Annotated in this window: 24 protein-coding genes; 8 read left to right on the forward strand and 16 right to left on the reverse strand. The window is 53.3% G+C overall.

The genetic code is table 11. From position 1 onward, the window contains the following. The first annotated feature begins 360 nt into the window (after window positions 1–360). Together chiP and OGY13_RS05210 are read left to right on the forward strand one after the other, a co-directional pair. A complete protein-coding gene (chiP, locus tag OGY13_RS05205; protein WP_008784105.1) occupies window positions 361–1767 on the forward strand; it encodes a chitoporin ChiP in 1407 nt (468 codons plus the stop codon). 49 nt (window positions 1768–1816) lie between these two features. Further along, window positions 1817–2149, forward strand: coding sequence for a ChiQ/YbfN family lipoprotein (locus tag OGY13_RS05210; protein ID WP_008784106.1), 333 nt, complete (start codon window positions 1817–1819; stop codon window positions 2147–2149). A 50-nt stretch (window positions 2150–2199) separates the two neighbouring features. On the opposite strand, the gene OGY13_RS05215 is transcribed toward OGY13_RS05210, so the two are convergent. The 9 genes from OGY13_RS05215 to ybfF form a co-directional block, all read right to left on the reverse strand. Beyond that, window positions 2200–3495 carry an MFS transporter gene (locus tag OGY13_RS05215; RefSeq protein ID WP_008784107.1) on the reverse strand — a complete coding sequence of 432 codons (1296 nt, stop codon included), beginning with the start codon at window positions 3493–3495 and terminating at the stop codon, window positions 2200–2202. Window positions 3496–3548: 53 nt separating this feature from the next. After that, a complete protein-coding gene (gene tcuB, locus OGY13_RS05220; RefSeq protein ID WP_032942700.1) occupies window positions 3549–4688 on the reverse strand; it encodes a tricarballylate utilization 4Fe-4S protein TcuB in 1140 nt (379 codons plus the stop codon). After that, window positions 4675–6078 (reverse strand): FAD-dependent tricarballylate dehydrogenase TcuA, encoded by a 1404-nt coding sequence (gene tcuA, locus OGY13_RS05225; RefSeq protein ID WP_032942701.1) that lies wholly within the window; start codon window positions 6076–6078, stop codon window positions 4675–4677. Before tcuA ends, tcuB begins: the two co-directional genes overlap by 14 nt. 113 nt (window positions 6079–6191) lie before the next feature. Then, the gene (tcuR, locus tag OGY13_RS05230; RefSeq protein WP_071445740.1) at window positions 6192–7118 is read right to left on the reverse strand and encodes a tricarballylate utilization LysR family transcriptional regulator TcuR; all 927 of its coding nucleotides are present in this window, start codon (window positions 7116–7118) and stop codon (window positions 6192–6194) included. 128 nt (window positions 7119–7246) lie between these two features. Beyond that, the gene (fur, locus tag OGY13_RS05235) at window positions 7247–7693 is read right to left on the reverse strand and encodes a ferric iron uptake transcriptional regulator (RefSeq protein WP_003022836.1); all 447 of its coding nucleotides are present in this window, start codon (window positions 7691–7693) and stop codon (window positions 7247–7249) included. After that, a complete protein-coding gene (locus OGY13_RS05240; protein ID WP_100247215.1) occupies window positions 7686–7772 on the reverse strand; it encodes a ryhB-regulated fur leader peptide in 87 nt (28 codons plus the stop codon). The genes fur and OGY13_RS05240 overlap by 8 nt, the downstream gene beginning before the upstream one ends. 210 nt (window positions 7773–7982) lie before the next feature. Continuing rightward, a complete protein-coding gene (gene fldA, locus OGY13_RS05245) occupies window positions 7983–8513 on the reverse strand; it encodes a flavodoxin FldA (protein WP_003022839.1) in 531 nt (176 codons plus the stop codon). Window positions 8514–8668: 155 nt separating this feature from the next. Further along, complete coding sequence (ybfE, locus tag OGY13_RS05250; RefSeq protein ID WP_003831362.1) at window positions 8669–8956, reverse strand: LexA regulated protein; 288 nt, start codon at window positions 8954–8956, stop codon at window positions 8669–8671. A 128-nt stretch (window positions 8957–9084) separates the two neighbouring features. After that, window positions 9085–9858 carry an esterase gene (gene ybfF / locus OGY13_RS05255; protein ID WP_167819702.1) on the reverse strand — a complete coding sequence of 258 codons (774 nt, stop codon included), beginning with the start codon at window positions 9856–9858 and terminating at the stop codon, window positions 9085–9087. Window positions 9859–10052: 194 nt separating this feature from the next. Here ybfF and seqA point away from each other — a divergent pair, with 194 nt between their 5' ends. Continuing rightward, window positions 10053–10595, forward strand: coding sequence for a replication initiation negative regulator SeqA (gene seqA / locus OGY13_RS05260; protein ID WP_003022848.1), 543 nt, complete (start codon window positions 10053–10055; stop codon window positions 10593–10595). Between the two features lie 24 nt (window positions 10596–10619). Continuing rightward, window positions 10620–12260, forward strand: a complete 1641-nt coding sequence (gene pgm / locus OGY13_RS05265) for a phosphoglucomutase (alpha-D-glucose-1,6-bisphosphate-dependent) (RefSeq protein ID WP_008784117.1) — start codon at window positions 10620–10622, stop codon at window positions 12258–12260. Window positions 12261–12356: 96 nt separating this feature from the next. Here the strand turns inward: pgm and kdpE are convergent, their stop codons facing one another. Genes kdpE through kdpF form a run of 6 tightly spaced genes read right to left on the reverse strand, consistent with a single transcriptional unit; the run spans window position 12357 to window position 20138 of the window. Continuing rightward, window positions 12357–13034, reverse strand: coding sequence for a two-component system response regulator KdpE (gene kdpE, locus OGY13_RS05270; protein ID WP_174770556.1), 678 nt, complete (start codon window positions 13032–13034; stop codon window positions 12357–12359). Next, on the reverse strand, window positions 13031–15715 hold the full coding sequence (gene kdpD / locus OGY13_RS05275; protein WP_032942706.1) for a two-component system sensor histidine kinase KdpD: 2685 nt from the start codon (window positions 15713–15715) through the stop codon (window positions 13031–13033). The genes kdpE and kdpD overlap by 4 nt, the downstream gene beginning before the upstream one ends. Before the next feature lie 10 nt (window positions 15716–15725). Then, a complete protein-coding gene (gene kdpC, locus OGY13_RS05280; RefSeq protein ID WP_048235873.1) occupies window positions 15726–16292 on the reverse strand; it encodes a potassium-transporting ATPase subunit KdpC in 567 nt (188 codons plus the stop codon). 8 nt (window positions 16293–16300) lie between these two features. After that, complete coding sequence (gene kdpB, locus OGY13_RS05285) at window positions 16301–18349, reverse strand: potassium-transporting ATPase subunit KdpB (RefSeq protein ID WP_213752666.1); 2049 nt, start codon at window positions 18347–18349, stop codon at window positions 16301–16303. Window positions 18350–18369: 20 nt separating this feature from the next. Then, a complete protein-coding gene (kdpA, locus tag OGY13_RS05290; protein ID WP_032942710.1) occupies window positions 18370–20049 on the reverse strand; it encodes a potassium-transporting ATPase subunit KdpA in 1680 nt (559 codons plus the stop codon). After that, a complete protein-coding gene (gene kdpF, locus OGY13_RS05295; protein WP_001670793.1) occupies window positions 20049–20138 on the reverse strand; it encodes a K(+)-transporting ATPase subunit F in 90 nt (29 codons plus the stop codon). The genes kdpA and kdpF overlap by 1 nt, the downstream gene beginning before the upstream one ends. 308 nt (window positions 20139–20446) lie before the next feature. Between kdpF and OGY13_RS05300 the strand changes: the two genes are divergently transcribed. The 4 genes from OGY13_RS05300 to OGY13_RS05315 all read left to right on the forward strand — a co-directional run bounded on the left by OGY13_RS05300 (window position 20447) and on the right by OGY13_RS05315 (window position 23819). Further along, window positions 20447–20653: a YbfA family protein gene (locus OGY13_RS05300; RefSeq protein ID WP_003022870.1), complete on the forward strand. Its 207-nt coding sequence runs from the start codon at window positions 20447–20449 to the stop codon at window positions 20651–20653. Window positions 20654–20750: 97 nt separating this feature from the next. Further along, a complete protein-coding gene (locus OGY13_RS05305; RefSeq protein WP_213752665.1) occupies window positions 20751–21305 on the forward strand; it encodes a DUF1722 domain-containing protein in 555 nt (184 codons plus the stop codon). A gap of 18 nt (window positions 21306–21323) precedes the next feature. Then, entirely contained in the window at window positions 21324–22742 is a 1419-nt protein-coding gene (gene phrB / locus OGY13_RS05310; protein WP_213752664.1) for a deoxyribodipyrimidine photo-lyase, read from the forward strand. 162 nt (window positions 22743–22904) lie between these two features. Then, window positions 22905–23819, forward strand: coding sequence for an Rpn family recombination-promoting nuclease/putative transposase (locus OGY13_RS05315; protein ID WP_186413595.1), 915 nt, complete (start codon window positions 22905–22907; stop codon window positions 23817–23819). A 46-nt stretch (window positions 23820–23865) separates the two neighbouring features. Here the strand turns inward: OGY13_RS05315 and dtpD are convergent, their stop codons facing one another. Next, on the reverse strand, window positions 23866–25347 hold the full coding sequence (dtpD, locus tag OGY13_RS05320) for a dipeptide permease DtpD (RefSeq protein WP_186413594.1): 1482 nt from the start codon (window positions 25345–25347) through the stop codon (window positions 23866–23868). Between the last annotated feature and the right edge of the window lie 98 nt (window positions 25348–25445).

Below are 25445 nucleotides of genomic sequence, written 5' to 3' on the forward strand. Positions count from 1 at the left end.
TGCGGAGCGAATTAATTACATGTCCGTAATAATGGACTGGGCGAATGTTTTTACGTTTAAATAACTTACCTCAATATGAAATGGGCTGAAACCGATTTCATCTCCATGGAAAACAAGCGATTTTTTCATTTTTTCAACGCTTTTTTATCTTCCGATGAAAATGTAACAGAAAGCAATCAAATATGTGCGGTTGCTCATACTATTACATACTCGTTACAGAAAGAGATTGATAATTCGCGTCGCGAAAAATAGTCTATTCATTGTAGTCACTGAGGTTTTCTTAGCGCTACTTTTTTATTTTTTGTTTTTTCGCTGTCCGCTTTTGTCGGCAGCATTTTATACGTCAAAGAGGATTAACATATGCGTACGTTTAGTGGCAAACGTAGTACGCTGGCGCTGGCTATCGCCGGTATCACAGCAATGTCGGGTTTTGTTGTCGCTCCACAGGTACACGCCGAAGGATTTATTGATGACTCAACCTTAACAGGTGGCATCTATTACTGGCAGCGTGAGCGTGACCGTAAAGATGTGACCGATCATGACAAATACAAAACCAACCTTTCTCACTCAACCTGGAACGCTAACCTCGACTTCCAGTCCGGTTATGCGGCCGATATGTTTGGTATTGATATCGCAGCATTTACCGCTATTGAAATGAACGAAAGTAGCGAAAGCGGCCATCCAAACGAAATCGCATTCTCTTCTAAAAATAAAGGCTATGACGAGGATTACTCCGGCGATAAAAGCGGGATTAGCCTTTATAAAGCAGCAGCCAAATTTAAATACGGCCCAACCTGGGCGCGCGCCGGTTACATTCAACCAACCGGGCAGACTCTGCTGGCACCGCACTGGAGTTTTATGCCAGGTACCTATCAGGGTGCTGAAGCCGGTGCCAACTTCGATTACGGTGATGCTGGCGCACTGAGTTTCTCCTATATGTGGGCTAACGAATATAAAGCACCGTGGCACACCGAAGTCGATAAATTCTATCAGGCTGATAAAAAGACCAGCGTTGATTACCTGCACTCAATTGGCGCGAAATATGACTTCAAAAATAACCTCTTGCTGGAAGCGGCATTTGGTCAGTCTGAAGGTTATGTCGATCAGTACTTCGCAAAAGCCAGCTACAAATTCGATTTAGGCGGTAACCCATTTACCACCAGCTACCAGTTCTACGGTGCACGCGACAAGGTTGATGATCGTACCGTGAACGATATTTATGATGGCACTGCCTGGTTGCAGGCGTTGACCTTTGGCTACAAAGTGGCAGAAGTCGTTGACCTTCGTCTGGAAGGGACCTGGGTTAAAGCGGACGGCCAGCAGGGTTACTTCCTGCAGCGTATGACCCCAACCTACGCCTCTTCAAACGGTCGTCTGGATGTCTGGTGGGATAACCGTTCTGACTTCAACGCCAACGGTGAAAAGGCAGTCTTCTTCGGCGCAATGTATGACCTGAAGAACTGGAATCTGCCGGGCTGGGCGGTAGGCGCGTCCTACGTTTACGCATGGGATGCTAAGCCATCAACCTGGCAGCTCAACCCGGATGCGTACTACGACAAAAACCGGACTATCGAAGAATCTTCTTACAGCCTGGATGCGGTCTACACCCTGCAGGAAGGTCGTGCGAAGGGCACCATGTTTAAGCTGCACTTCACTCAGTACGACAACCATTCAGACATTCCGAGCTGGGGCGGTGGCTACGGCAACATGTTCCAGGATGAGCGCGACGTGAAGTTCATCGTTATTGCTCCGTTCACCATCTTCTAATGCCAACAGCGGCAGGCCGGGTGCCTGCCGCCTCGTTGAGGAAAGTGCTATGAAAAAACTGATACTCATCGCCGTTATGGCATCAGGGCTGGTGGCGTGCGCGCAATCTCCTGCGCCGAAAGAGGACAGCCGTCTGAAAGAAGCCTACAGCGCGTGTATTAATACCGCGCAGGGATCGCCGGAGAAAATTGAAGCCTGCCAAAGCGTGTTGAATGTGCTGAAGAAAGAAAAACAGCACCAACAGTTTGCCAATGAAGAAAGCGTACGCGTGCTGGATTATCAGCAGTGTATCCAGGCCACGCGCACGGGTAACGGTCAGTCCGTCAATGCTGATTGTGACAAGGTCTGGCAGGAAATACGCAGTAAGAATACTGCGCAGTAAATCGAAAAATGAAAATACAACGGGCGGAGAATTCTCCGCCCGTTTGCATGTCAGAGTTTCTGTTCGGCCGGTTGATAATGACGACTCAGGCGGACAAACAACATTGCCGTGGCGGCGAGTCCGCAAAGTGCCGCGCACATCAGCCACCATCCCGGCGAGCTTTTATCTCCGGTTAGCTGGACCAGCGCCGTGGATATGACGGGTGTCAGACCGCCAAAAATCGCCGTAGCCAGACTGAAGGCCAGTGAAAAACCCACCGTACGGACATAGACAGGCATCACCTCGGTGAGTGCCGCGACCATTGCCCCATTGTACATACCAAAAAAGAACGAGAACCAAAGCAGAACCAACGTCATGCGCATAAAATCTGGCGCGGCGGTGAGCCAGTGCATGACCGGCCAGGTGGTGAGCAGTGCGAGTACGGTAATCCCCATCAACACCGGGCGGCGACCAATTCGGTCAGAAATCGCTCCGCCAATCGGCAGCCAGATAAAGTTAGAAATACCGACCAGCATGGTGACGACCAGGCTATCGCGCGCGCTCAGGTGGAGTACAGCCCTGCCATAGGTCGGGGTATAGACGGTAATAAAGTAAAACGTCGTTGTGGTCATCGCCACCAGCAGTGTACCCGCTGAGATCAAACGCCAGTTTTTGATGATAGTGGTGAAAATTTCCCTGGTGTCGGGACGGTGTGTACGTTGTAAAAATGCGTCCGTTTCCTGAAGCGAGCGGCGCAGGACGAAGATCAACGGAATAATCATACAACCAATAAAGAACGGAATGCGCCAGCCCCATTCAGAGATTTCATCGTGCCCCAGCGTGGCATTCAGGCCGTAGCCAATCAGCGCTGCCACCACAATGGCAACCTGTTGGCTGGCAGACTGCCAGCTGGTGTAGAAACCTTTATTGCCAGGCGTGGCGATTTCAGAAAGATAAACCGAAACGCCGCCCAACTCTACGCCCGCAGAGAAGCCCTGCAATAATCGACCGACTAATACCAGCACAGGAGCCAGCAGGCCAATACTTTGATAACCGGGAACCAGGGCAATCAACAGGGTCCCGCAGCCCATGATCGCCAGCGTCACCATCAGTCCTTTGCGGCGACCAATTCTGTCGATATAAGCACCCAGCACGATTGCGCCAACGGGCCGCATTAAAAAACCCGAACCGAAAACCGCAAAGGTCAACATGAGCCCGGCAAACTCACTCTCCGCGGGGAAGAAAGTCTTTGCGATATAGGTGGCGTAAAACCCGAACAGAAAAAAGTCGAACTGTTCGAGAAAATTACCGCTGGTTACCCGCAGTATTGCGCCGAAAGTTCCGGTGCGCGATGGTTGTTGTGTCATTGGGTTTGCTCCACTGTCTTATCATAATATTTATAGAGGTAAGAGTTTGCGGGTTAGTCGCCTGAGACTCCCGCCTGTTTGCCGCGCCGTTTCTCAATCGCCCACTTGAGTAAGGCTGCGCAGCGGTAAAATCCGTGGGCAAATTTTCCGTAAGGAATGGTCAGAAAAAGCGCCATGACCACGCCGAGATGAATGGCCAGTAAAATAGCCATCCATGAGGTATCTCTTCCCGCCAGCAGCGCCAGACCGGTCAGACTGGTCAGCAGCAGCAGCAAAATAAAACCGCGATCCATCGGTTTTTGCCGGGCGTCGCCGTGTAGCGGTGAGCGCCTGAGATTAAGCCATAGCAAGCCAGCCGGGCCGACAACCAGGCCAATACCACCCAACGTGCCCAGCATGACCGGAACGCTGAAGAACGGGTAGGGTGCTTCTATGCCTGCAAAGTAGTGATAGCCCGTTGCCACCACGGTGGCGGCAAAGCAGAGCATAAAACCATAGAAGGTAAGGTGGTGGAAACGGCGACGCATCAGGGTGAAAGCATCATCCGCTTCGTTACAACCTTTGCCATGGCCTCCATCGAGATACTTCAGAGTCAGCGCATTGTGCGAGGCTTCAGCAATCTCGGCGGAACGCGGCATGTCCGGAGAAATCTCGCGCCAGAAGCGGATAACGCCTGCCATCAGCAAACCGATCGCCAGAACAAAGACCGAACCAAACATCCAGGCCAGCAGGTTATGCGGGAAAATTTGATAGAAATCCCCGGCCAGCGGAGGATGGAATAGTGAACCTTTCAAGCCTATAGCGAGGAGTAAAAACAGGATCAGACCGAATACCAGCGCCAGCGTCACGGTTACGCCTGCGCGACGATATAGCGCTCCAAAAGCGGCGGGCTGCGCGTAATGCTGATAGGTTTCGAGCCGGACTTCCGCCATCGCCTTCGGCACGTTTATGGCAAATTCATGAGGCGGGGCATACTGACACGCGTGCAGGCAAGCGCCGCAGTTATGGCACAAGTTTGCCAGATAATTGATATCCGCTTTACCGAATTCCAGACGCTGAGCCATGGCCGGGAACACGGCGCAAAAGCCTTCGCAATAGCGGCAGGCGTTACACACCTGCATCACGCGTTCAACTTCTGCTTCCGGTTCGGTGATAATTTGCGCTTCGATGATCAGTTTCTCAAGCTGCTTCATGACGTGTCTCCTTACGTGCGGCCAGCGCGGCTTCTTTTCCGGCAATGCGGCCAAAGGTCGTGCCGATCGACATCCCCACGCCTGCGGTGTAACCCTTGCCCAGCACGTTGCCCGCCATCATCTCTCCGGCGACGAACAGGTTACGGCTTGGAAGCCCTGCAAAATGCACAGCGGCGCGTTCGTTCACTTTTAACCCAAGATAAGTGAAGGTGATTCCTGGCCGAAGGGCGTAGCCGTAGTAAGGCGGTTGATCCAGCGGTCGCGCCCAATGCGTTTTCGCGGGTAGCAAATCTTTAGTGGCGCAGTTATCCAGAACGGTATGGTCGAACTGACCTGGCTGGCAGGCGTTGTTGTACTCTGTCACGGTGTGGGTAAAGCGTTCGGCATCCAGTCCTAACTGAAAGGCCAGTTCAGCCAGCGTATCGGCCTGCGTGCCAGGAAAGACCGGAGGCATGAAGTGTCCGATAGCTTTACTGTCGATGATGGAGTAGCCAATCTGTCCTGGCTGTTGAGCGACCAGACGTCCCCAGATGGCGTAGCGTTTGGGCCAGAAATCTTCACCTTCATCATAAAAACGCTCAGCATCCCGGTTCACCACAATACCGAGCGAAACGCAGTCCACGCGGGTGCAAATCCCGCCGTCATATAATGGCGCTCTGGCATCAATTGCCACACAGTGTGACTGGGAGGGCTCGCCGATAATGTCTGCGCCAGCATCCATCATAAATTTAAGCAGTACGCCCTGATTAAAACGCGTGCCGCGAATCAGGAAGTTATCCGCTGGCCACTCGCCGCGCTCGTTCTCTCCCCAGGCTTCTCGCAGCCACTCCCGGTTAGATTCGAATCCGCCAGCGGCAAGCACGCAGGATTTAGCTGTGATACGCTCGTTGCCTGACAGCGCCGCCACGAACTCGCCGTTGTGCAGTTCAAGCGCCTGAACGGGAGTGTCATAGCGGATTTGCACGCCCAACTTTTCGGCACTGCGGTAATAGGCATTCACCAGGGCTTTTCCGCCCCCCATAAAAAAGGCGTTGGTCCGCGCCACGTGCAAAGCGCCAGAGAGAGGAGGCTGAAAGTTAACGCCGTGCTGGCGCATCCAGTCGCGGCATTGGGAAGAGGTACGGATCACCAGACGCGCCAGGGCTTCGTTGGTATTTCCTTCCGTGACACGGCGCAGATCCTGCCAGAACTCCTCTTCCGGATAGCTTTCCACCAGCACATCCTGCGGCGCATCATGCATACAGCGCAGATTACGCGTGTGTTGGGAGTTTCCCCCTCGCCATTCCCGGGGAGCCGCTTCGAGCAGAAGTACCGAAGCTCCTTGCTCCCGGGCGGACAAGGCAGCGCATAACGCGGCATTGCCACCACCAATCACCAGAACATCAACCATCGTATACTCCATTACCATTTAACCATTTAACCATTTAACCATTTGTTAAATTTGTAATTGAAATGTATACGCACAGCTTGTGCGGGCGCTATGACGTGGTGCTAAACGGTACTTTAGTTATTGTAAAGGATGGCGCCAGGCCAGCTTCCTGCTTCCACCAGTTGATGCATCACTTTCGTCAGCACCACGCGGGCCGCGAGGCCTGCCGGGGTGAGTTCATCGTCTGAGAGACTCACCAGAAAGTTGGGGCGGCTAAGTATTGGATTGTGAACGCCGATCACTCTTAGCGTCTCTTTATCTAGATGGGAAATTGCCGCGCCGGGCTGGAGAGTGGCACCAATGCCACTGCGCACGGCGCGCATGAGTAGCGCCAGACCATCAATTTCCGTGGCGATCTCAATGTTCAGCGCGTGTTCCTGACAAATCGCTTCCAGCCGGCCGCGCAGACCGTGGCCCGGGCTTGGCATTATCAATGGGATACTTGCCAGCTGGGCTGGAGCAATATTGTCATCGGCAATATCAGCCAGTAAGGCATGAGTCCCAATCAAAAACAGCCGCTCTTCGAGAATCGGTATGGCGCTCCAGCGCAGGATCTTTTCTTTCTGAAACACGACAGCCAGATCAATCTGGCGGGTATTAATCATCCGCTCCAGATTGCCAGAGAGGCTTTCCACCACATGCAGACGGACATCACTGTAGCTTTCCCGCATGGCGTTGATAAACGGCATTCCGAGAACGGAAGCGGTACTGGGAGCCATACCGACGCTGACGTGCCCGGAAAGCCGGGACTCGCGTGCGGCGAGGATCGCGTCGTCTGCGTGACGAAGCGCCAGTTGCGCCTGGGAGTAAAAAGCCAGCCCGGCGCTGGTGGGCGTCACGCCTCGCGAGGTGCGCTGCAGCAGGCGAATAGCGAGTTCGTTTTCCAGACGCGACATTTGCTGGCTGAGTGCCGAAACCCCGATATTGAGATCGAGCGCCGCGCTACCCAAGCTGCCGGTTTCTACAATGCGCACAAAATAGCGTAGCTGGCGAAGTTCCATTTCGACTCTCCGGAAGGGGCAATTGATTTTTACATTAAAGCAACACAGGAGCGGAGGGAAGGGGAAAAGGGCAGGTAATGCCCATAAAAAAAGCCAACCGGAAGGTTGGCTTTTCAAAAAGCATTACATTATTTGCCGTCGTGGGCATGCTCATCTTCGCGGCAATCGCCTTCAGCGCAGTGGCCGTAGAGATAGAGACTATGGTTGGTTAAACGAATACCATGTTTAGCCGCAATCTCACGCTGGCGCGCTTCGATGGAATCATCGCTGAACTCGACCACTTTGCCGCAGTCGAGGCAAATGAGGTGATCGTGGTGATGCTGTTGAGTCAGTTCGAAGACGGATTTACCACCTTCAAAATTATGGCGGGTCACGATACCGGCATCATCAAACTGGTTCAGCACACGATACACGGTCGCCAGACCAATCTCTTCACCCATATCGATCAGGCGTTTGTATAAATCTTCCGCACTGACGTGATGGTTATCCGGTTCCTGAAGAACTTCCAGAATTTTTAAACGAGGAAGCGTTACTTTCAGGCCAGCCTTCTTTAATGCGGTATTGTTGTCAGTCATGCGGAATCTGTCCTGTAGCTAAACGATTCACTTCATTAACAGAAGTGACAGAAATTGCACTTGAGATAATGCGTATCATTATAGAACTGCCATGGCTAAATGAAAACTGCAAGTCTCTGGCATATATTGTTAATCAAAACGTGGTATCGCCGACAAACACACTGTGCAACACCCGATTGGCATCCAGCCATTGTACAGGGTCAGACGAAAAAGTTACAAATTTGTAGCAATTATTTTGATTGGTTTTATCTATTGATGCGGCGCAGATGGAAATCTGCGCCGCACGAAATCAGGCATTAATGATTTCGTCGAGGTGCAGCTCTTCAGAGATCTGCTTAACCCATTTTTCTACGCGTTCTGCTGTCAGTTCTGGCTGGCGATCTTCATCGATAGCCAGACCGACAAAGTGGTCGTCGTCAGCCAGGCCTTTAGACGCTTCAAAGTGATAACCCGCAGTCGGCCAGTGACCAACGATAGTTGCGCCGCGCGGTTCGATGATGTCGCGAATGGTCCCTAACGCATCGCAGAAATATTCTGCGTAATCTTCCTGGTCGCCGCAGCCGAACAATGCAACCAGTTTGCCATTAAAATCAATGTCTTCGAGGGTAGGGAAGAAGTCGTCCCAGTCACACTGAGCTTCACCGTAGTACCAGGTTGGGATGCCGAGCAGCAGAATGTCATAACCTTCGAGGTCTTCTTTGCTGCTTTTTGCAATGTCATGAACATCGGCAACGTCTTTACCAAGCTGTTTTTGAATCATTTTTGCGATGTTTTCGGTATTACCGGTGTCGCTGCCGAAAAAGATGCCAGTGATTGCCATGAGTAAAATAACCTCTTGAAACTTATTGAAATGGTGGTGGCGCATTGCCCACGGATAAGGGCAATCATAGCAGAACAGTCAGGCATGCGGAAACAGCAAACACGCAGGACTGCACTCTGTGCTACACGATTTATGATTTAGAGCAGAAATTCAGACTATGCCTGACCGCGCAATGTGCTGAGTTGGGTCATCAGCATCTCTTCGATGAGTTCACTGCGACTCATGTTACGCGCCTCAGCCAGCTCGTTCAGAGCGTCAACGGCATCAGCGTTCAGTTTCAGTTCGACACGCTTAAGCCCGCGAACTTTGTCACGCTTAAGCTGATTACGTTTATTAATACGTAACTGTTCATCACGCGAGAGCGGATTAGTTTTGGGTCGTCCCGGGCGACGCTCCTGCGCGAACAGATCTAATGTCGTACGGTCCGTTTGTTCTTTGGCCATGATCTTGGTGACTTCGGGGAAACAATCAGCCAGGCGTCTGCCCGGATGGATAGCGCGCCATAATACATCAGCAGGGGTGACACGCCAACGCCCACGCGCGTAATCGCGCGCAGACGCTGAGTTTTTAATCAGTTAGCCTGTTCGTTCAGATAACGACGGATGGCGCGCAGTACCGCCTCCGGTTTTTCCGCATGCACCCAATGACCGGCTCCTGCAATAACATGCGCCCGAGCCTGTGGGAATTGTGTCAGCAGTTGTTCGCGATACGCTTCGGTAACATACGGTGAGTTGCCGCCAGGGATAAACAGCGCCGGGTGCTCCCACGCAGGAATGGTTTCCCAACCGACGATATGAGGATATTGATCCCACAGCACGGGAACGTTAAAACGCCATTCGCCGTCGACGAAAGATTTCAGCAGAAACTGGATTACGCCTTCCTCATGCAGATGTTGACGCATGACGCTGGCCGCCTGCTGACGTGAAGTGGCCTGGGCATCGGTTACGGCATTAATAGCGGTAAAGATCGCATCGTGACGGCGAACATGATAGTCGACCGGAGCAATATCAATGGCCACCAGTCGATCGATACGATCAGGAGCCAGCGCGGTTAAAGCCATGACGGCTTTCCCCCCCATCGAGTGACCAATAAAGGTCGCCTTTTCTATTTGCTGAGCGTCCAGCGTATCCAGCAAATCTTGCGCCATGGCCGGATAATTCATCTCAGGGGAACGAGGGGAGAGGCCATGATTTCGCATATCGACCTGGATGATATCGTGATCGACCACCAGATCGCGCGCCAGGATCCCCAGGTTATCCAGACTGCCAAACAGGCCGTGAACCAGGACGATGGGAGAATTATTGTGCAGGTTTTGCGCAGATTGCGCTCGGATATTCAATTTCATGGCAAAGTTCTTTTTTTCACACTCACGGGTTAGGGTATCATGTTGACCATTCTGCCACATGGCTGCAACAACTACGGTTACTCTGAGTTTTGCTGGCCACCAGGCTTGACGCTATCCGCTGTTGGGATTTGCCTTTACACTACGTGTGTTTACCCCGACAACTTGTATTCAGCTAAACACTGCACTGGATTAAGATGAAAACGATTGAAGTTGATGATGAACTCTATAGCTATATTGCCAGCCACACCAAGCATATTGGCGAGAGCGCATCCGACATTTTACGGCGTATGTTGAAATTTTCCGCCGCATCACAGCCTGTCACTCCGATAGTCAAAGAAGTCCGCGCTGTGCAACCTGTCGTGGAAGCTAAGCCGGTTAACCCCGTAAAAGATAAAGTGCGCGCGATGCGTGAACTGCTGCTGTCCGACGAATACGCGGAACAGAAGAAAGCAGTAAATCGCTTTATGCTGGTGCTGTCTACACTCTATTCACTGGATCAAAACGCGTTCGCCGAAGCAACGGAATCGTTGCATGGCCGTACGCGCGTTTATTTTGCAGCGGATGAACAGACGCTGCTGAAAAATGGTAATCAAACCAAACCGAAACACGTGCCAGGCACGCCGTACTGGGTGATCACCAACACCAATACCGGCCGTAAATGCAGCATGGTTGAACACATCATGCAGTCAATGCAATTCCCTGCGGAATTGATTGAAAAGGTTTGCGGAACAATTTAATCCTTGCATTAGAAGGACCAGGCAATGGCAATCCACAACCGTGCAGGTCAACCTGCGCAACAGAGTGATTTGATTAACGTCGCCCAACTGACGGCACAGTACTATGTACTGAAACCAACAGCAGGGAACGCTGAGCACGCCGTTAAGTTCGGTACGTCCGGACATCGCGGCAGTGCAGGTCGTCATAGTTTTAACGAGCCGCATATTCTGGCTATCGCTCAGGCGATTGCTGAAGAACGTGCGAAAAACGGGATTACTGGCCCGTGCTATGTGGGCAAGGATACCCACGCGCTGTCTGAACCGGCTTTTATCTCTGTACTGGAAGTGCTGGCGGCGAACGGCGTTGACGTCATCGTGCAGGAAAATAACGGCTTTACGCCAACCCCTGCTGTGTCGAATGCTATCCTGGTCCACAACAAAAAAGGCGGCCCGCTGGCTGACGGCATTGTGATCACGCCGTCCCACAACCCGCCGGAAGATGGCGGCATTAAATACAACCCGCCAAACGGTGGTCCGGCAGATACCAACGTCACCAAAGTGGTGGAAGACAGAGCCAACGCGCTGCTGGCTGACGGTCTGCAAGGCGTGAAGCGCATGTCGCTGGACGCTGCGCTGGCATCTGGTCATGTAACAGAGCAGGATCTGGTTCAGCCGTTTGTTGAAGGACTGGCTGACATCGTCGACATGGCGGCGATCCAAAAAGCGGGTCTGACGCTGGGTGTCGATCCGCTGGGCGGTTCCGGTATCGAATACTGGAAGCGTATTGCTAAGCACTACAACCTGAACCTGACTATCGTTAACGATCACGTTGATCAGACTTTCCGTTTCATGCATCTCGACAAAGATGGTGCTATCCGCATGGACTGCTCCTCCGAGTGCGCGATGGCGGGCCTGCTGGCGCTGCGCGACAAGTTCGACCTGGCCTTTGCCAACGACCCAGACTACGACCGTCACGGTATCGTCACCCCGGCAGGGCTGATGAATCCGAACCACTATCTGGCGGTGGCGATCAACTACCTGTTCCAGCATCGTCCGCAGTGGGGCAAAGATGTTGCCGTTGGTAAGACACTGGTGTCCTCGGCGATGATTGACCGCGTGGTGAATGATTTAGGGCGTAAACTGGTCGAAGTGCCGGTTGGCTTTAAATGGTTTGTTGACGGTCTGTTCGACGGCAGCTTTGGCTTTGGTGGTGAAGAGAGCGCGGGGGCATCTTTCCTGCGTTTCGACGGTACACCGTGGTCGACCGACAAAGACGGCATCATCATGTGCCTGTTGGCGGCAGAAATTACCGCAGTGACCGGTAAGAATCCGCAGGAGCACTACAACGAACTGGCTGCCCGCTTTGGTGCGCCGAGCTACAACCGCCTGCAGGCAAGTGCGACCTCCGCACAGAAAGCGGCGCTGTCTAAGCTGTCTCCGGAAATGGTGAGTGCCAGCACGCTGGCGGGCGACCCGATCACCGCACGTCTGACGGCGGCACCGGGCAACGGTGCTTCTATCGGCGGTCTGAAAGTGATGACTGACAACGGCTGGTTTGCCGCTCGTCCGTCCGGCACCGAAGACGCTTATAAAATCTATTGCGAGAGCTTCCTCGGTGAAGAACACCGCAAGCAGATCGAAAAAGAAGCGGTTGAGATCGTCAGCGAAGTGCTGAAAAACGCGTAAACCGTAGGCCGGATAAGACACTAGCGTCGCTATCCGGCATGAATTAAAAAGCCGGATAGCTTTGCGCTGATCCGGCTTTTTTTATTCGGCTTAGATTCACGGCATAAACCGATAACCAATCCCGGTTTCAGTCAGAAAATGACGCGGACGCGCCGGGTCCTGTTCCAGCTTCTGGCGCAGGTGTCCCATGTAAATTCGCAGATAGTGACTGTGTTCGACGGCGTTTGGTCCCCAAACCTGATTTAGCAACTGGCGTTGCGTTAGTACCTTTCCGGCATTATTCAGCAGTACCGCTAACAGGCGAAACTCAATCGGCGTCAGATGAATCTCTTCATCACCACGATGTACGAGGCGGGCGGCGATATCTACTTTTACGTTGGAAAAATGCACCACCGGCTCGGGAGACGCGCCGCTGGCGTGGCGGCGCAATGCCACGCGTAATCGCGCCTGTAGCTCGCCAATACCAAAGGGTTTACTGAGATAGTCATCGGCACCGGCATCCAGAGCGGCGATTTTATCGCTTTCTTCGCTGCGGGCTGAGAGCACAATTACCGGTATCGCGCTCCATTGTCGCAGGTCACGAATAAAATCAATGCCGTCACCGTCCGGCAGACCGAGATCGAGAATGATGAGATCGGGTTTTCGCGTGGCGGCTTCCAGCAGACCACGTTGCAGCGTTTCCGCTTCATATACACGCAGACCATCGGTTTCCAGCGCGGTGCGCAGAAAGCGACGGATAGCCTGTTCATCTTCAACAATCAGTACGTTCGTCACATATCCTCATGAAAATCTTCAAGTTCAGGGGGGATTTCCTGGGGCAGTGTAACACGGAAACATGCTCCTCCCTGTGCGCGATTGTGGACGGAAATCGTACCGCCGTGCACGTCCACAATGGCCTGACAGATTGCCAGTCCCAGCCCAACGCCCGGTACCGATGACTCTTTGTTTCCCCGGGAAAACTTGTCAAAAACTCGCTGCTCCATACCCGATGGAATGCCGGGGCCATTATCCCAGACGTCCAGTTGCAGGTGCTCGCCATCGACGCTGGCATCAATACCGATTTGCGCCGCTGGACCTGCGTATTTAACGGCGTTTTCCAGCAGATTAATCAGCACCCGTTCAAAGAGTGGGCCATCGACGTGGATCAGCGTCAACGGTGCTGGTAGCGACAAATTAATAGGAGCAGAGAGTCCTGGCTCCAGCATCTGCAGGGCGCTGCCGACCACCTCTTCCAGTGTTAACCACTCCTTCTTAAGATTAAAGCCGCCAGACTGAATTCGCGCCATATCCAGCAGGTTATTAACCAGTCGGGTAGTATTCAGGACGTGCTGGCGAATCTCACTGGCCTGGCGCGCGTGCGGCGATCCTTCGCTTGCCAGATCCAACGTTAAGATCTCTGCCTGACCAAACAGCACCGTTAGCGGCGTACGTAAATCGTGGGAAAGGGCGGCGAGCAGCGCGTTGCGAATGCTTTCGCGCTCGCTGGCAAACCGGGCTTGCTCTTCGCTGGCAGTCAGCGTCAGACGCTCCAGCGCACTGGCGACCAGTAAAGTGAAAGTTTCCAGCAGGCGTTGCTGTTCGGGGATCATCAGCTGGCGTAAATTTCCTGGTTCCACAACCAGCAGCCCATGCGTTTTGTCAGCGCTTTTTAACGGTAAAATTTGATACGGCACACCTGGCAACGTGTCAGTACCTGCGCCAGCCGGTTGCCCTTTATCAAAGCTCCATTGGGCAATGGCATCATCCCACGGCGTCATGCCCTGTTGATGGGTGAGAGGGGCCAGCTTACCGTTCTCACCGGGCAGTAAAACCTGGCTGCGGGCCTGGAACGTTGAGGCAATAAATTGTTCGCTGGTGGCGGCGATATCTTGCTGACTACGCCCAACGGCCAGCGCTTTCGACATCTCATACAAATGGCGCGTACGTTGTTCACGATAACGGGCCACCCGCGCCTGATAACGCACTCCGGCGGTCAGATTACCAATAACCAGCCCTACCGTTAGCATCACGGCGAAGGTGAGCAGGTACTGGACATCGGAAACGGCCAGCGTGCCACGCGGAGCAATAAAGAAGAGATCGAAGCTGGCGACGTTAATAAAAGTTGCCAGCACCGACGGCCAGCGTCCGTAAAAGAGGGCGATAACCACCACGCCCAATAAATAGATCATCACCAGGTTGGCGGCGTCAAAGGCCATCAACCACTGCATGGCAATCAACGTAATGATGGCGCACAGCGCGACGGCAACCACACAACCCTGAATTTGTACCCGCCATTTATCCTTAAAGGTGCGGTTATCTGCAGTTTGTAGCACAGGGCGCGAAGGTGGCTCATCGAGTGCAACAATCATCAGGTCGAGATCCGGTGCGCGATGGGCCAGTTTGTCAGCAAAGGAATCACTGCGCCACCAGCGTCGCGTAGTCGGACGTCCGAGGACAATTTTTCCCAGATTATGCTCACGAGCGTAGCGGATTACAGCCTTGTCTTCAGCGGGATCGGAAAGGGTGGCGGTTTCTGCACCCAGCTCCTGGGCTAACCGCAGAGCGCTTAGGATTGCCCGGCGCTGTTTTTCGGGCAGTCGGTGCAGCGCTGGCGTTTCGACATACACTGCATGCCAGACGCTGCCGAGGCGCGCTGCCAGACGCGCGGCAGCACGCACCAGCTTTTCGCTGCCGGTATTGTGTCCAATGCACAGTAAAATGGCGTCACGGGTATGCCAGACTTTTTCTTCCCCCGGACGCCCTCGCCAGGCACGCATCTGATCGTCAACCCGATCGGCCGTGCGGCGCAGGGCCAGCTCACGTAGCGCGATCAAGTTCCCTTTGCGAAAGAAATGCTCGATGGCTCTTTCCGCCTGACCGGCGATATAGACCTTGCCTTCGTTCAGGCGTTGGCGCAAATCGTCGGGGGGAAGATCGACCAGCACCACATCGTCGGCGGCATCGAAAAAAGGATCGGGGACGGTTTCGCGAACCTGAATGCCTGTGACGCCGCTGACCACATCATTGAGGCTTTCCAGATGCTGCACGTTGACGGTAGTAAAAACGTCAATGCCGGCTTCGAGCAGTTCTTCAATATCTTGCCAACGCTTAGGGTGGCGTGAGCCAGGCGCATTACTGTGCGCCAGTTCATCCATCAAAATGAGCGCCGGACGGCGGGCCAGCGCCGCGTCGAGATCGAACTCGCTGATATGACGACCATGGCGCGCCTGTCTCTTTAGCGGCAGGATGCTGAGACCGTCCAGCAGCGCGGCGGTCTCTTTGCGTCCGTGGGTTTCCACCACGCCAATCAGCACATCTAACCCCTGCGCCCGCAGCCGCTGGGCCTCTGCCAGCATGGCCCAGGTTTTACCGACGCCTGCACACGCGCCGAAGAAAATTTTCAGTTTTCCGCGGTGCGGGGCAGCGGTCTGCTCCAGCAGGCGATCGGGATCGGGGCGTAAGGGTTCGTTATGCATGTCCTTTTTCTCAGTGCTTATCCAGCGCTAAATTAAGTTCTACCAGGTTCACCACCGGCTGGCCGATAAAACTGACCAACGGCTTTTGCGTGTATTGTGCAACCAGGCGCGTGACCTCTTCAATGCTGAGGTTGCGAGCCTGCGCCACGCGGGGGATTTGCCAGGCCACCGCGGCGGGTGTCAGATTGTTATCCAGCCCGCTGGCAGAAGCCGTTACCAGCTCTACCGGAACGACAGGATTTGCCTGCGGGTTGGCGGCACGCAGCGCGGCTATCCGGCTTTGCAGCTGTTTATCCAGTTCCGGGTTGCTGGCTGCCAGATTGCTGCCGCCTGAAGCCATTGGATTATAGGGCATTTCTGCTGTAGCAGACGGACGTCCCTGAAAATAACCGGCCGCGGTAAAATGTTGCCCAATGAGCGCAGAGCCGCGAACGACCTGACCTTCGCGTAGAAGCGAGCCGTTAGCCTGGTGGGGAAACCACCACTGCCCCAACGCGGTGGTCAACAACGGGTAAGCCCCGCCGGTGATAAGCATCAGGAAAATCAATGTTGATAATGCAGGACGTAATCCACTCATCTGAAACCTCACACCAGACCCAGCAGGGTCAGCAGTAAATCAATTGCTTTGATACCGATAAACGGCACAACCAGACCACCCAGACCATAGATCCACAAATTACGGCGCAGCATTGCGGATGCGGATAACGGTTTGTAGCTCACGCCTTTAAGCGCCAGCGGGATCAGAAAGACGATAACCAGCGCATTAAAGATAACCGCGCTGAGGATCGCCGAATCCGGCGAATGCAGACCCATCACGTTAAGTGCATTGAGCTGCGGGTAGGTGGCGGCGAACGCGGCCGGGATAATGGCGAAATACTTCGCCACGTCGTTGGCGATACTGAAGGTGGTCAGCGAACCACGCGTCATCAGCATCTGTTTACCAATGTGCACCACTTCAATCAGCTTGGTGGGGTTAGAGTCGAGATCCACCATGTTGCCTGCTTCCTTCGCCGCCTGGGTCCCGGAGTTCATGGCGACCGCCACGTCGGCTTGCGCCAGCGCCGGGGCGTCATTGGTTCCGTCGCCGGTCATCGCCACCAGACGACCTTCCGCCTGATACTGACGAATCAGCGCCAGCTTGGCTTCCGGCGTGGCTTCAGCTAAGAAGTCATCTACCCCGGCTTCTGCCGCAATCGCGGCGGCGGTCAGGCGGTTATCGCCGGTGATCATCACCGTTTTGATGCCCATTTTGCGTAGTTGGGCAAAACGTTCTTTGATTCCGCCTTTTACGATATCTTTCAGGGCAATCACGCCCAGCACGCGGGAGCCTTCGGTAACCACCAGCGGCGTAGCACCAAGGCGTGCGACGTTTTCGACCTTCTGCTCCACGTCGGCAGGGAAGTGGCCGCCGTTGGCTTCAACGTGACGACGAATAGCATCGACCGACCCTTTGCGGATCATACGGTTGTCGATGTTGATCCCGCTCATCCGACTTTGGGCGGTAAACGGTACAAAGGTGGCGTGTAGCGATTGCACGTCGCGAATACGCAGATTAAAGCGCTGTTTTGCCAGAATCACGATACTGCGGCCTTCAGGGGTTTCATCGGCCAGAGATGAAAGCTGCGCGGCGTCGGCCAGCGTTTTTTCGTCTACGCCCTGGGCGGGCAGGAAATCTGAAGCCTGGCGGTTACCCAGCGTAATGGTGCCGGTTTTGTCCAGCAGCAGTACGTCCACGTCACCCGCAGCTTCTACTGCACGTCCGCTGGTGGCGATGACGTTCGCGCCCAGCATGCGGCTCATCCCGGCGACGCCAATTGCAGAGAGCAACCCACCGATGGTGGTGGGGATCAGACACACCAGCAGGGCAACCAGTACCGTGACGCTAACCGCGCTACCACCCCAGGCGGAAAATGGCCACAGCGTGGCGGTCGCCAGCAGAAAAACGATGGTCAGGGCTATCAACAGGATCGTCAGGGCGATTTCATTCGGCGTTTTACGCCGCTGCGCGCCTTCAACCATGGCGATCATCCGGTCGAGGAACGTTTCACCAGGGTTCACGCTACATTCGATCACCAGCCAGTCGGAGAGGATGCGGGTCCCGCCGGTGACGGAGGCGAAATCACCACCGGATTCACGAATGACCGGCGCGGATTCACCGGTAATGGCGCTTTCATCTACCGATGCGCCACCTTCGATGACCTCGCCGTCACACGGGATAATATCGCCCGCTTCTACTAACACGATATCTCCTTTGCGCAAATCCTCCGCCGGAACGTGATCCATGGCGGCACCGTATTTCGGCTCGCGGAGTTTGCGAGCAAAAGCGGTTTTTTTCACTCCTTTCAGACTGTTAGCCTGAGCCTTACTGCGTCCTTCCGCCAGCGCTTCGGCAAAGTTGGCGAACAGAACGGTGACCCACAGCCACAGACTTATCGCGCCGGTAAACCACGGATTGCCTTGCATATGGCCTGTGGCCATTGCCAACGTTAACAGGGTTGTCAGCAGACTGCCCAGCCAGACGATAAACATCACCGGATTGCGCCACTGGGTATGTGGGCTTAATTTTTTCACGGCGTCCATCAGCGCCTGTGCGACCAGAGAGGGTTCGAACAGCGCCAGTTGCTTGCGACTCATAGTAATGTGCTCCGCATCACTCAGTGTAATGACAGGTATTCTGCGACCGGGCCAAGCGCCAGGGCAGGAACAAAGGTGAGGGCGCCAACCAGTAACACCGTACCGATTAACAACCCGACAAACAGTGCACCGTGAGTAGGCAGCGTGCCTGGACTTGCTGGCTGGATCTTTTTACTGACCAGCGATCCGGCAATTGCCATCACGGGAATGATCACGCCGAAACGGCCGAAGAACATGCACAGGGCCAGCAGACAGTTCCAGAACGGGCTGTTGGCGCTTAATCCGGCGAAGGCACTGCCGTTGTTGTTCGCGGCAGACGATACGGCGTACAACACCTCACTAAAGCCATGTGGACCAGGATTGAGCATGGCGCTGCGTCCGGCGTCGCTCATCATCGCTATCGCCGTACCGAGCAGGACCAGCGCAGGGGTGACCAGAATCGCCAGTGCGGTCATTTTCATTTCACGCACGTCTATTTTCTTACCCAGATATTCCGGCGTGCGACCAATCATCAGGCCCGCGATAAACACCGCCAACAACACGAACAGCAGCATGCCGTACAGGCCCGAACCGACACCACCGAAGACCACTTCGCCAATCTGCATTAGCCACATCGGCACCATCCCGCCCAGCGCGGTGAAGGAGTCATGCATCGCATCGACAGCGCCGCAAGATGCCGCTGTCGTCACGACGGAAAAAAGACTCGTAGCCAGCACGCCAAAGCGGCTTTCTTTGCCTTCCATGTTGATATTACTGTCTGCACCGAATGCCATCAGGTGCGGGTTGCCTTGAACTTCGGCCCACATCACCACGGCTACGCAGACTACAAATATCAGCGACATGGCCCACAGCAGGGTCCGCCCCTGGCGACGATCGCCAACCACATCACCAAAGGCAAAACACAGCGCGGTAGGAATTAAGAAAATGGCCAGCATCTGTACCAGATTGGTCAACGCGGTAGGGTTTTCAAACGGATGTGATGAGTTAGCGTTAAAGAACCCACCCCCGTTAGTGCCAAGCATCTTAATCGCTTCCTGTGAGGCGACGGGCCCCATTGGCAGCAGCTGTTTCACCCCTTCAAGGGTAGTAATGGGCTGATAGGGCAACACGTTTTGCAGCACACCTTGCTGAATGAAGAACAACGCAATGAGCAATGCAATGGGGAGCAGGATCCACAGCGTAATGCGAACCAGATCGACCCAGGCGTTGCCCAGCGTGTTCATACTCTGGCGAGTAAAGGCACGGGCCAGGGCAAAAATCACCGCAATCCCGGTTGCCGCTGACAGGAAGTTCTGCACGGTCAGCCCGACCATCTGGCTGAAGTAGCTTAAGGTGGTTTCGCCAGCATAGGATTGCCAGTTGGTGTTGGTGACAAAACTTACCGCCGTGTTGAGCGCCAAATCCCACGAAAGCCCAGGTAGCTGTTGCGGATTTAGCGGTAGCAGGTTTTGCGCCATCAGCATTGAAAACAGGACCAGCAACCCCAGCACATTGAGCGCGAGGATCGCCAACAGATACTGCCGCCAGTTCATCTCCTGCTGCGAGATGCCCAGACCGCGCCAGAGCAGATGTTCCACGCCAGCCAGGCCCGGCAGGGACGTATTATTGATCAGCCGAGCCAAGCCAAAACCCAGCGGTCTGGCGATGATAAACAGTACCAGCAAGAAACTGGCAATGAGTAAAAATCCTTGGGCCGCCATCAGAACGCCTCCGCATTAATCAGGGCATACACCAGATAACCTAATAATAAAAAGACCAGCACAATGCCGGTTATCACGCCTGCACTCACGGTGCACCTCCAGTGGCATAAATGTGATAACCAGAGCGTAGATTTTTGCTTGCAAAGATTTCGCAAAAATCAGTTAGAGAGGTGTAAAAAAAGTATAAAAATGGCAAAGACCATTATTTAACTAATGATTAGTATTAATTTAACTTTTATGTAACTTAATTACGGTTTTTAGCTAAACGGAGCATCAATAGATAAAAATAAGTGGTCGGATGAGTAGCAAAATTACACACAAGGCGGTATTATTTTCATCAGTTAACCAAGTTTATTTTTCCGGTGCGATTCACCGAACAGATATATGGGAGAGGATTATGGACTTTTATAAAGAATATCCAGCACACATTGTTTTCTTGCGCCGTACCTTTGCCGTTGTGGCGGGCGTGCTGGCGCTGCCGGTCATGTTGTTCTGGAAAGACCGCGCCCGTTTTTACAGCTATCTGCACCGCGTCTGGTCCAAAACCAGTGATAAACCGGTGTGGATGGAGCAGGCTGAAAAAGCCACCTGCGACTTCTATTAAGTTGTCGTTATTGTTCAAGAAAACCGCCAACAGCAATGTGGCGGTTTTTTTATACGCCGAGGTCTACACTTATCTGAGTAACGGATAAGGAGTGGCGATGAGCACGAGAATTCCTGTTGGTATCCGCACCTGTCTGACCACAGAAGCGAGTGAGGCACCTCAGTTCGACGAAAATACATTAATACGTGTTTACGCTTTGCATAAATTGCACCGCCTGCGTCAGCGAAAATTAACGCGGGGCGCATTAATTGACTATCATACCCGCTACAAACTGGTACTACTGGCGCATTCCCAGCCAGAGTATCGGGAGCTTGGCCCCTTCGTTGCCGCAATCCATGAATGGCAAGATCTCGATGCTTTTTTTACCGAGTATCGCCTACGATTGACCCATTTGTTATTAAATCCTGCTACCCGGCGTAACCATACCAATGTATTGATGCACGTACAGGGCTATTTCCGTAATCAGCTCGATCTGCGTCAACGTCAGGAATTGACCTCGATAATCGATAACTATCGACGCGAGGCGCAGCCGCTACTTGCACCCTTAATGCTCCTCAAACACTATATGGCTGAGCACCCGAACACCTGGTTGTCCGGGCAACGTTATTTTGAACTCTGGCCTGCGATTTGGCGTTTACAGGGCAATGATTAATTTTTATCAGGGAGTGTTATGACCACGCATCTGGTCTGGTTTCGGCGTGATTTACGTCTGCATGACAATCTCGCGCTGGCGGCGGCTTGTCGGGATCGTTCTGCACATGTACTCGCGCTCTATATCTCCACGCCTGAACAGTGGAAGGCGCATGATATGGCCCCACGTCAGGCGGCATTGGTTAATGCGCAGCTGAACGCGTTGCAAACGGCGCTGGCAGAAAAGGGCATCCCGCTTCTGTTTCATGAAGTTGCTAATTTTGCGACCAGTGTGGAAACCGTCAAAAACGTCTGCGTACAGCATGGCGTCAGTCGAATATTTTATAACTATCAATATGAAATAAACGAACGCCAGCGTGATGCTGCCGTTGAAAAGTCAATACCTCAGGTGGTGTGCGAAGGGTTTGACGACAGCGTGATCCTGCCTCCGGGGGCGGTCATGACCGGTAATCACGAGATGTATAAAGTCTTTACGCCGTTTAAAAATGCCTGGCTGAAGCGGATAAAAGACGGGATCCCAGAATGTGTCAGTGCGCCGAAGGTGAGAGAAAGCGGTGCTCTTGACTCTCCATTAACATCCATCACGCTGAGCTACCCGCAGCAGGATTTTGATTCGCAGCAATTTCCGGCAGAAGAAAAATTGGCCATCGCGCAATTACGCCATTTTTGCCAGCAGGCCGCCGGAGAATATGAACAACTGCGTGACTTTCCGGCGATTGATGGAACCAGTCGATTATCCGCGAGCCTGGCGACAGGAGGACTATCACCGCGCCAGTGCCTGAATCGACTGCTCGTGGAGCAGTCGCAGGCGCTTGAGGATGGGGCAGGCAGCGTTTGGTTGAATGAGCTTATTTGGCGCGAATTTTATCGTCATCTGATGACTTACCATCCGGCGCTGTGTCGGTATCAACCTTTTATTCGCTGGACCGATCGCGTGCAATGGCAGAATAATCCGACGCATTTGCAGGCCTGGAAAACAGGGTATACGGGCTACCCCATTGTGGATGCGGCCATGCGTCAGCTCAACGCCACGGGCTGGATGCATAATCGTTTACGCATGATTACCGCCAGTTTTTTAGTGAAAGACCTGCTGATCGACTGGCGTAAAGGCGAACAATATTTCATGTCGCAACTGATCGATGGCGACCTGGCGGCCAATAACGGCGGCTGGCAGTGGGCAGCCTCAACCGGAACCGACGCCGCACCGTATTTCCGTATCTTTAACCCCACGACGCAGGGCGAAAAATTCGACCGTGACGGTGAGTTTATCCGCCAGTGGGTGCCGGAACTGCGCGACGTGCCGGGTAAAGCCATTCATGAACCGTGGTCGTGGGCTGAAAAAGCGCAGGTAACACTGAGTTATCCTCGCCCGATTGTGGATCATAAACAGGCGAGGCTGGCGACGCTGGCGGCATATGAGGCGGCGCGTAAGGGATAAGCGCGCAGCGGATTTCTGCGTAATACCTTCCAGCAGAATGAATATGTTGCAGTGGGGGGGCATTTAGCGCTGAAGCGTGTACGCAAGGCTGCTAATGCCTTGATGAAGATGTTTTCCGCCAGCAGTAAAGTGCCGTCATCTTCATTCAGGTGACGGAATTTGATGACAACACCAACGACATCTACACCGCACGATGCGGTATTTAAAACGTTTTTACATCATCCAGAAACAGCTCGGGACTTCCTCGAAATTCATCTACCCGCAGATCTGCAAACGCTTTGCGATTTAAATACGCTGAAGCTGGAGTCAGAAAGCTTTATTGAAGCGGATTTACGTACCCGCTACTCCGACGTGCTCTGGTCTGTGCATACGCACGATGGTGAAGGTTATGTATACGTGGTTATAGAACACCAGAGTTCAGCCGATCCGCATATGGCTTTTCGTCTGCTGCGTTACGCAATAGCGGCGATGCAGCGTCATTTGGATGCCGGGCACAAAGAACTGCCGATTGTGATACCCATGCTGTTTTATCATGGCTGTCGAAGTCCGTATCCGTACTCACTGTGCTGGCTTGATGCGTTTACCGATCCTGTAACGGCACGGCAACTTTATGCCAGCGCATTTCCATTGGTGGATATCACAGTGGTGCCCGATGACGAAATCATGGCTCACAGGCGAATGGCACTGCTGGAACTAATGCAAAAACATATCCGTCAGCGGGATTTGATGGGGCTGGTAGATCAACTGGCCACGCTGTTACTTACAGGGTGCGCTAATGACACGCAACTACAGGCGATGTTTAATTACATCCTGCAATCCGGCGATGAATCTCGCTTTAATGAATTTATACAAGAGATGGCGCAACGGATCCCCCAACATAAGGAGAAGCTGATGACGATTGCCGAGCGGTTACGCTTAGATGGATTACAGGAAGGGTTGCAGCGAGGGTTGCAGCAAGGCAAACGAGAAGCCGCATTACGTATAGCGCAAACTATGTTGGAGCAGGGAATAGATCGCAACATGGTGCTTCAGATTACAGGTCTTTCTGAAGAGGAGTTGACTGCCAGCCATGCGTAATTCCTGAAAAAAGCCCGATTCAGATTACATCATCGGGCCCCTACACTCAGGATTCTACCGCCAGTGAACGGTTTCTGAACTTAAGCGACTGGTACAGCCAAATCAGCAGCACCAGCACCACACAGGCCAGCGCGCCCCAGGTAATTTCACTAAAGACATCAATATAGGCATTGATAGAGTAGTTGATAGCGCCCGCAGCATCAAACGAGCCTTGTGAGGTCTGATCGGCGATAACACCAGCCAGGTAGTTGGCGATGGCACCGGAAAGCAGCATATAAATGCCGGTTAATACGCCAGTAACACCAGGGATCTCAATACGCGTAATTTGTGACATTGCCACCGGATCGATAAACAGTTCGGCAAAGCCCATGACCGCCAACCCAAGTACCATCAGCGGCATGGAAGAGTGGCCGTAAGCAGCGGACCAGCGAGCGCTCAAGGTTAGAATACAGAACCCAGCGCTCATTAAGCCGAGGCCAAGGGCAAATTTACCCCAGATACGTACGGTACGATTGCCACTCACGCTTTCTTTGACTACCCACGCCAGTACGATACCGCACAGCATAACGGCAAAAGCGTTAACCGACTGGAACATCGCGGTAGGGACGGAATACCCCAGAATATCGCGGTTAACGAAGCGGTCGATATACAGGCTGATCGAACTGCCGCCCTGTTGAGCAAAGGCCCAAAACAACAGGCTGAAGAAGGTCAGCGTGACGATAAGCCCCAGCTCTTTGCGTTGTTTCTGCGTCTGTGCCTGGCGATAAATCTTCGCCAGAACTGCCAGACCAATAATGGTGGCAACAATCAGTGCGTAAACGGACCACTCTTTCCAGAACAGCACGGTAATCAGCAGCGGTGCGGCAACCAACAAAACTAACAGCCAGGCCCAATTTGGCAGAATAAAGGTTTTAGCACAGAGAACGGCCTTGTTGACGCCGGTGGTGTGGGCGAAATGGCGATTACCACATAAGAATATCACCAGCCCTGCCAGCATGCCGATGGCAGCCAGCGCAAAGCCCATCGCCCAGCTGTATTCTTCCTGCACGTAGCCACAGGCAATAGGGGCAATAATCGAACCTATGTTACCAGCAGCGTAAAGCAGAGAGAATCCACCGTCGCGACGCGGGTCTTCAGGTTGATACAACTCGCCCAACAGGCAACTGATATTTGATTTAAACAGACCGTAGCCGCAGACAATTATCGCCAGCGACAAATAGAGGAACGCCGGGGCCACTTCGCTGGCACCCAATACCAGATGTCCTACCGCCATTAAAAATGCGCCGATCATCACCGCCATTCGATTGCCGAGCACTTTATCGGCCAGGTATCCCCCGAGAATAGGGGTGACATAGACCAGCGAGCAGTAGGCGCTGAACAGTTCATATGCGTGATTATCGTCGTACTTAAGCTGGTTAGTGAGATACAGGATCAGCAGCGCACGCATGCCGTAAAAACTGAAGTATTCCCAGATTTGTAGCGCGACGACGTAGTAAATCGCCCGTGGTTGAGATGCTTGTTTATTCATTATTTTCTCGAAGTAAATGCCTCGCGACTGGCTGAACGTGCTGCGCGAGTGTGTTTCCTTAAAGTTGTAACTTTGATACAGATCTGATTATTTTTGCA

This window comes from Citrobacter sp. Cpo045 (assembly GCF_030332875.1).
GTDB lineage: Bacteria > Pseudomonadota > Gammaproteobacteria > Enterobacterales > Enterobacteriaceae > Citrobacter > Citrobacter portucalensis.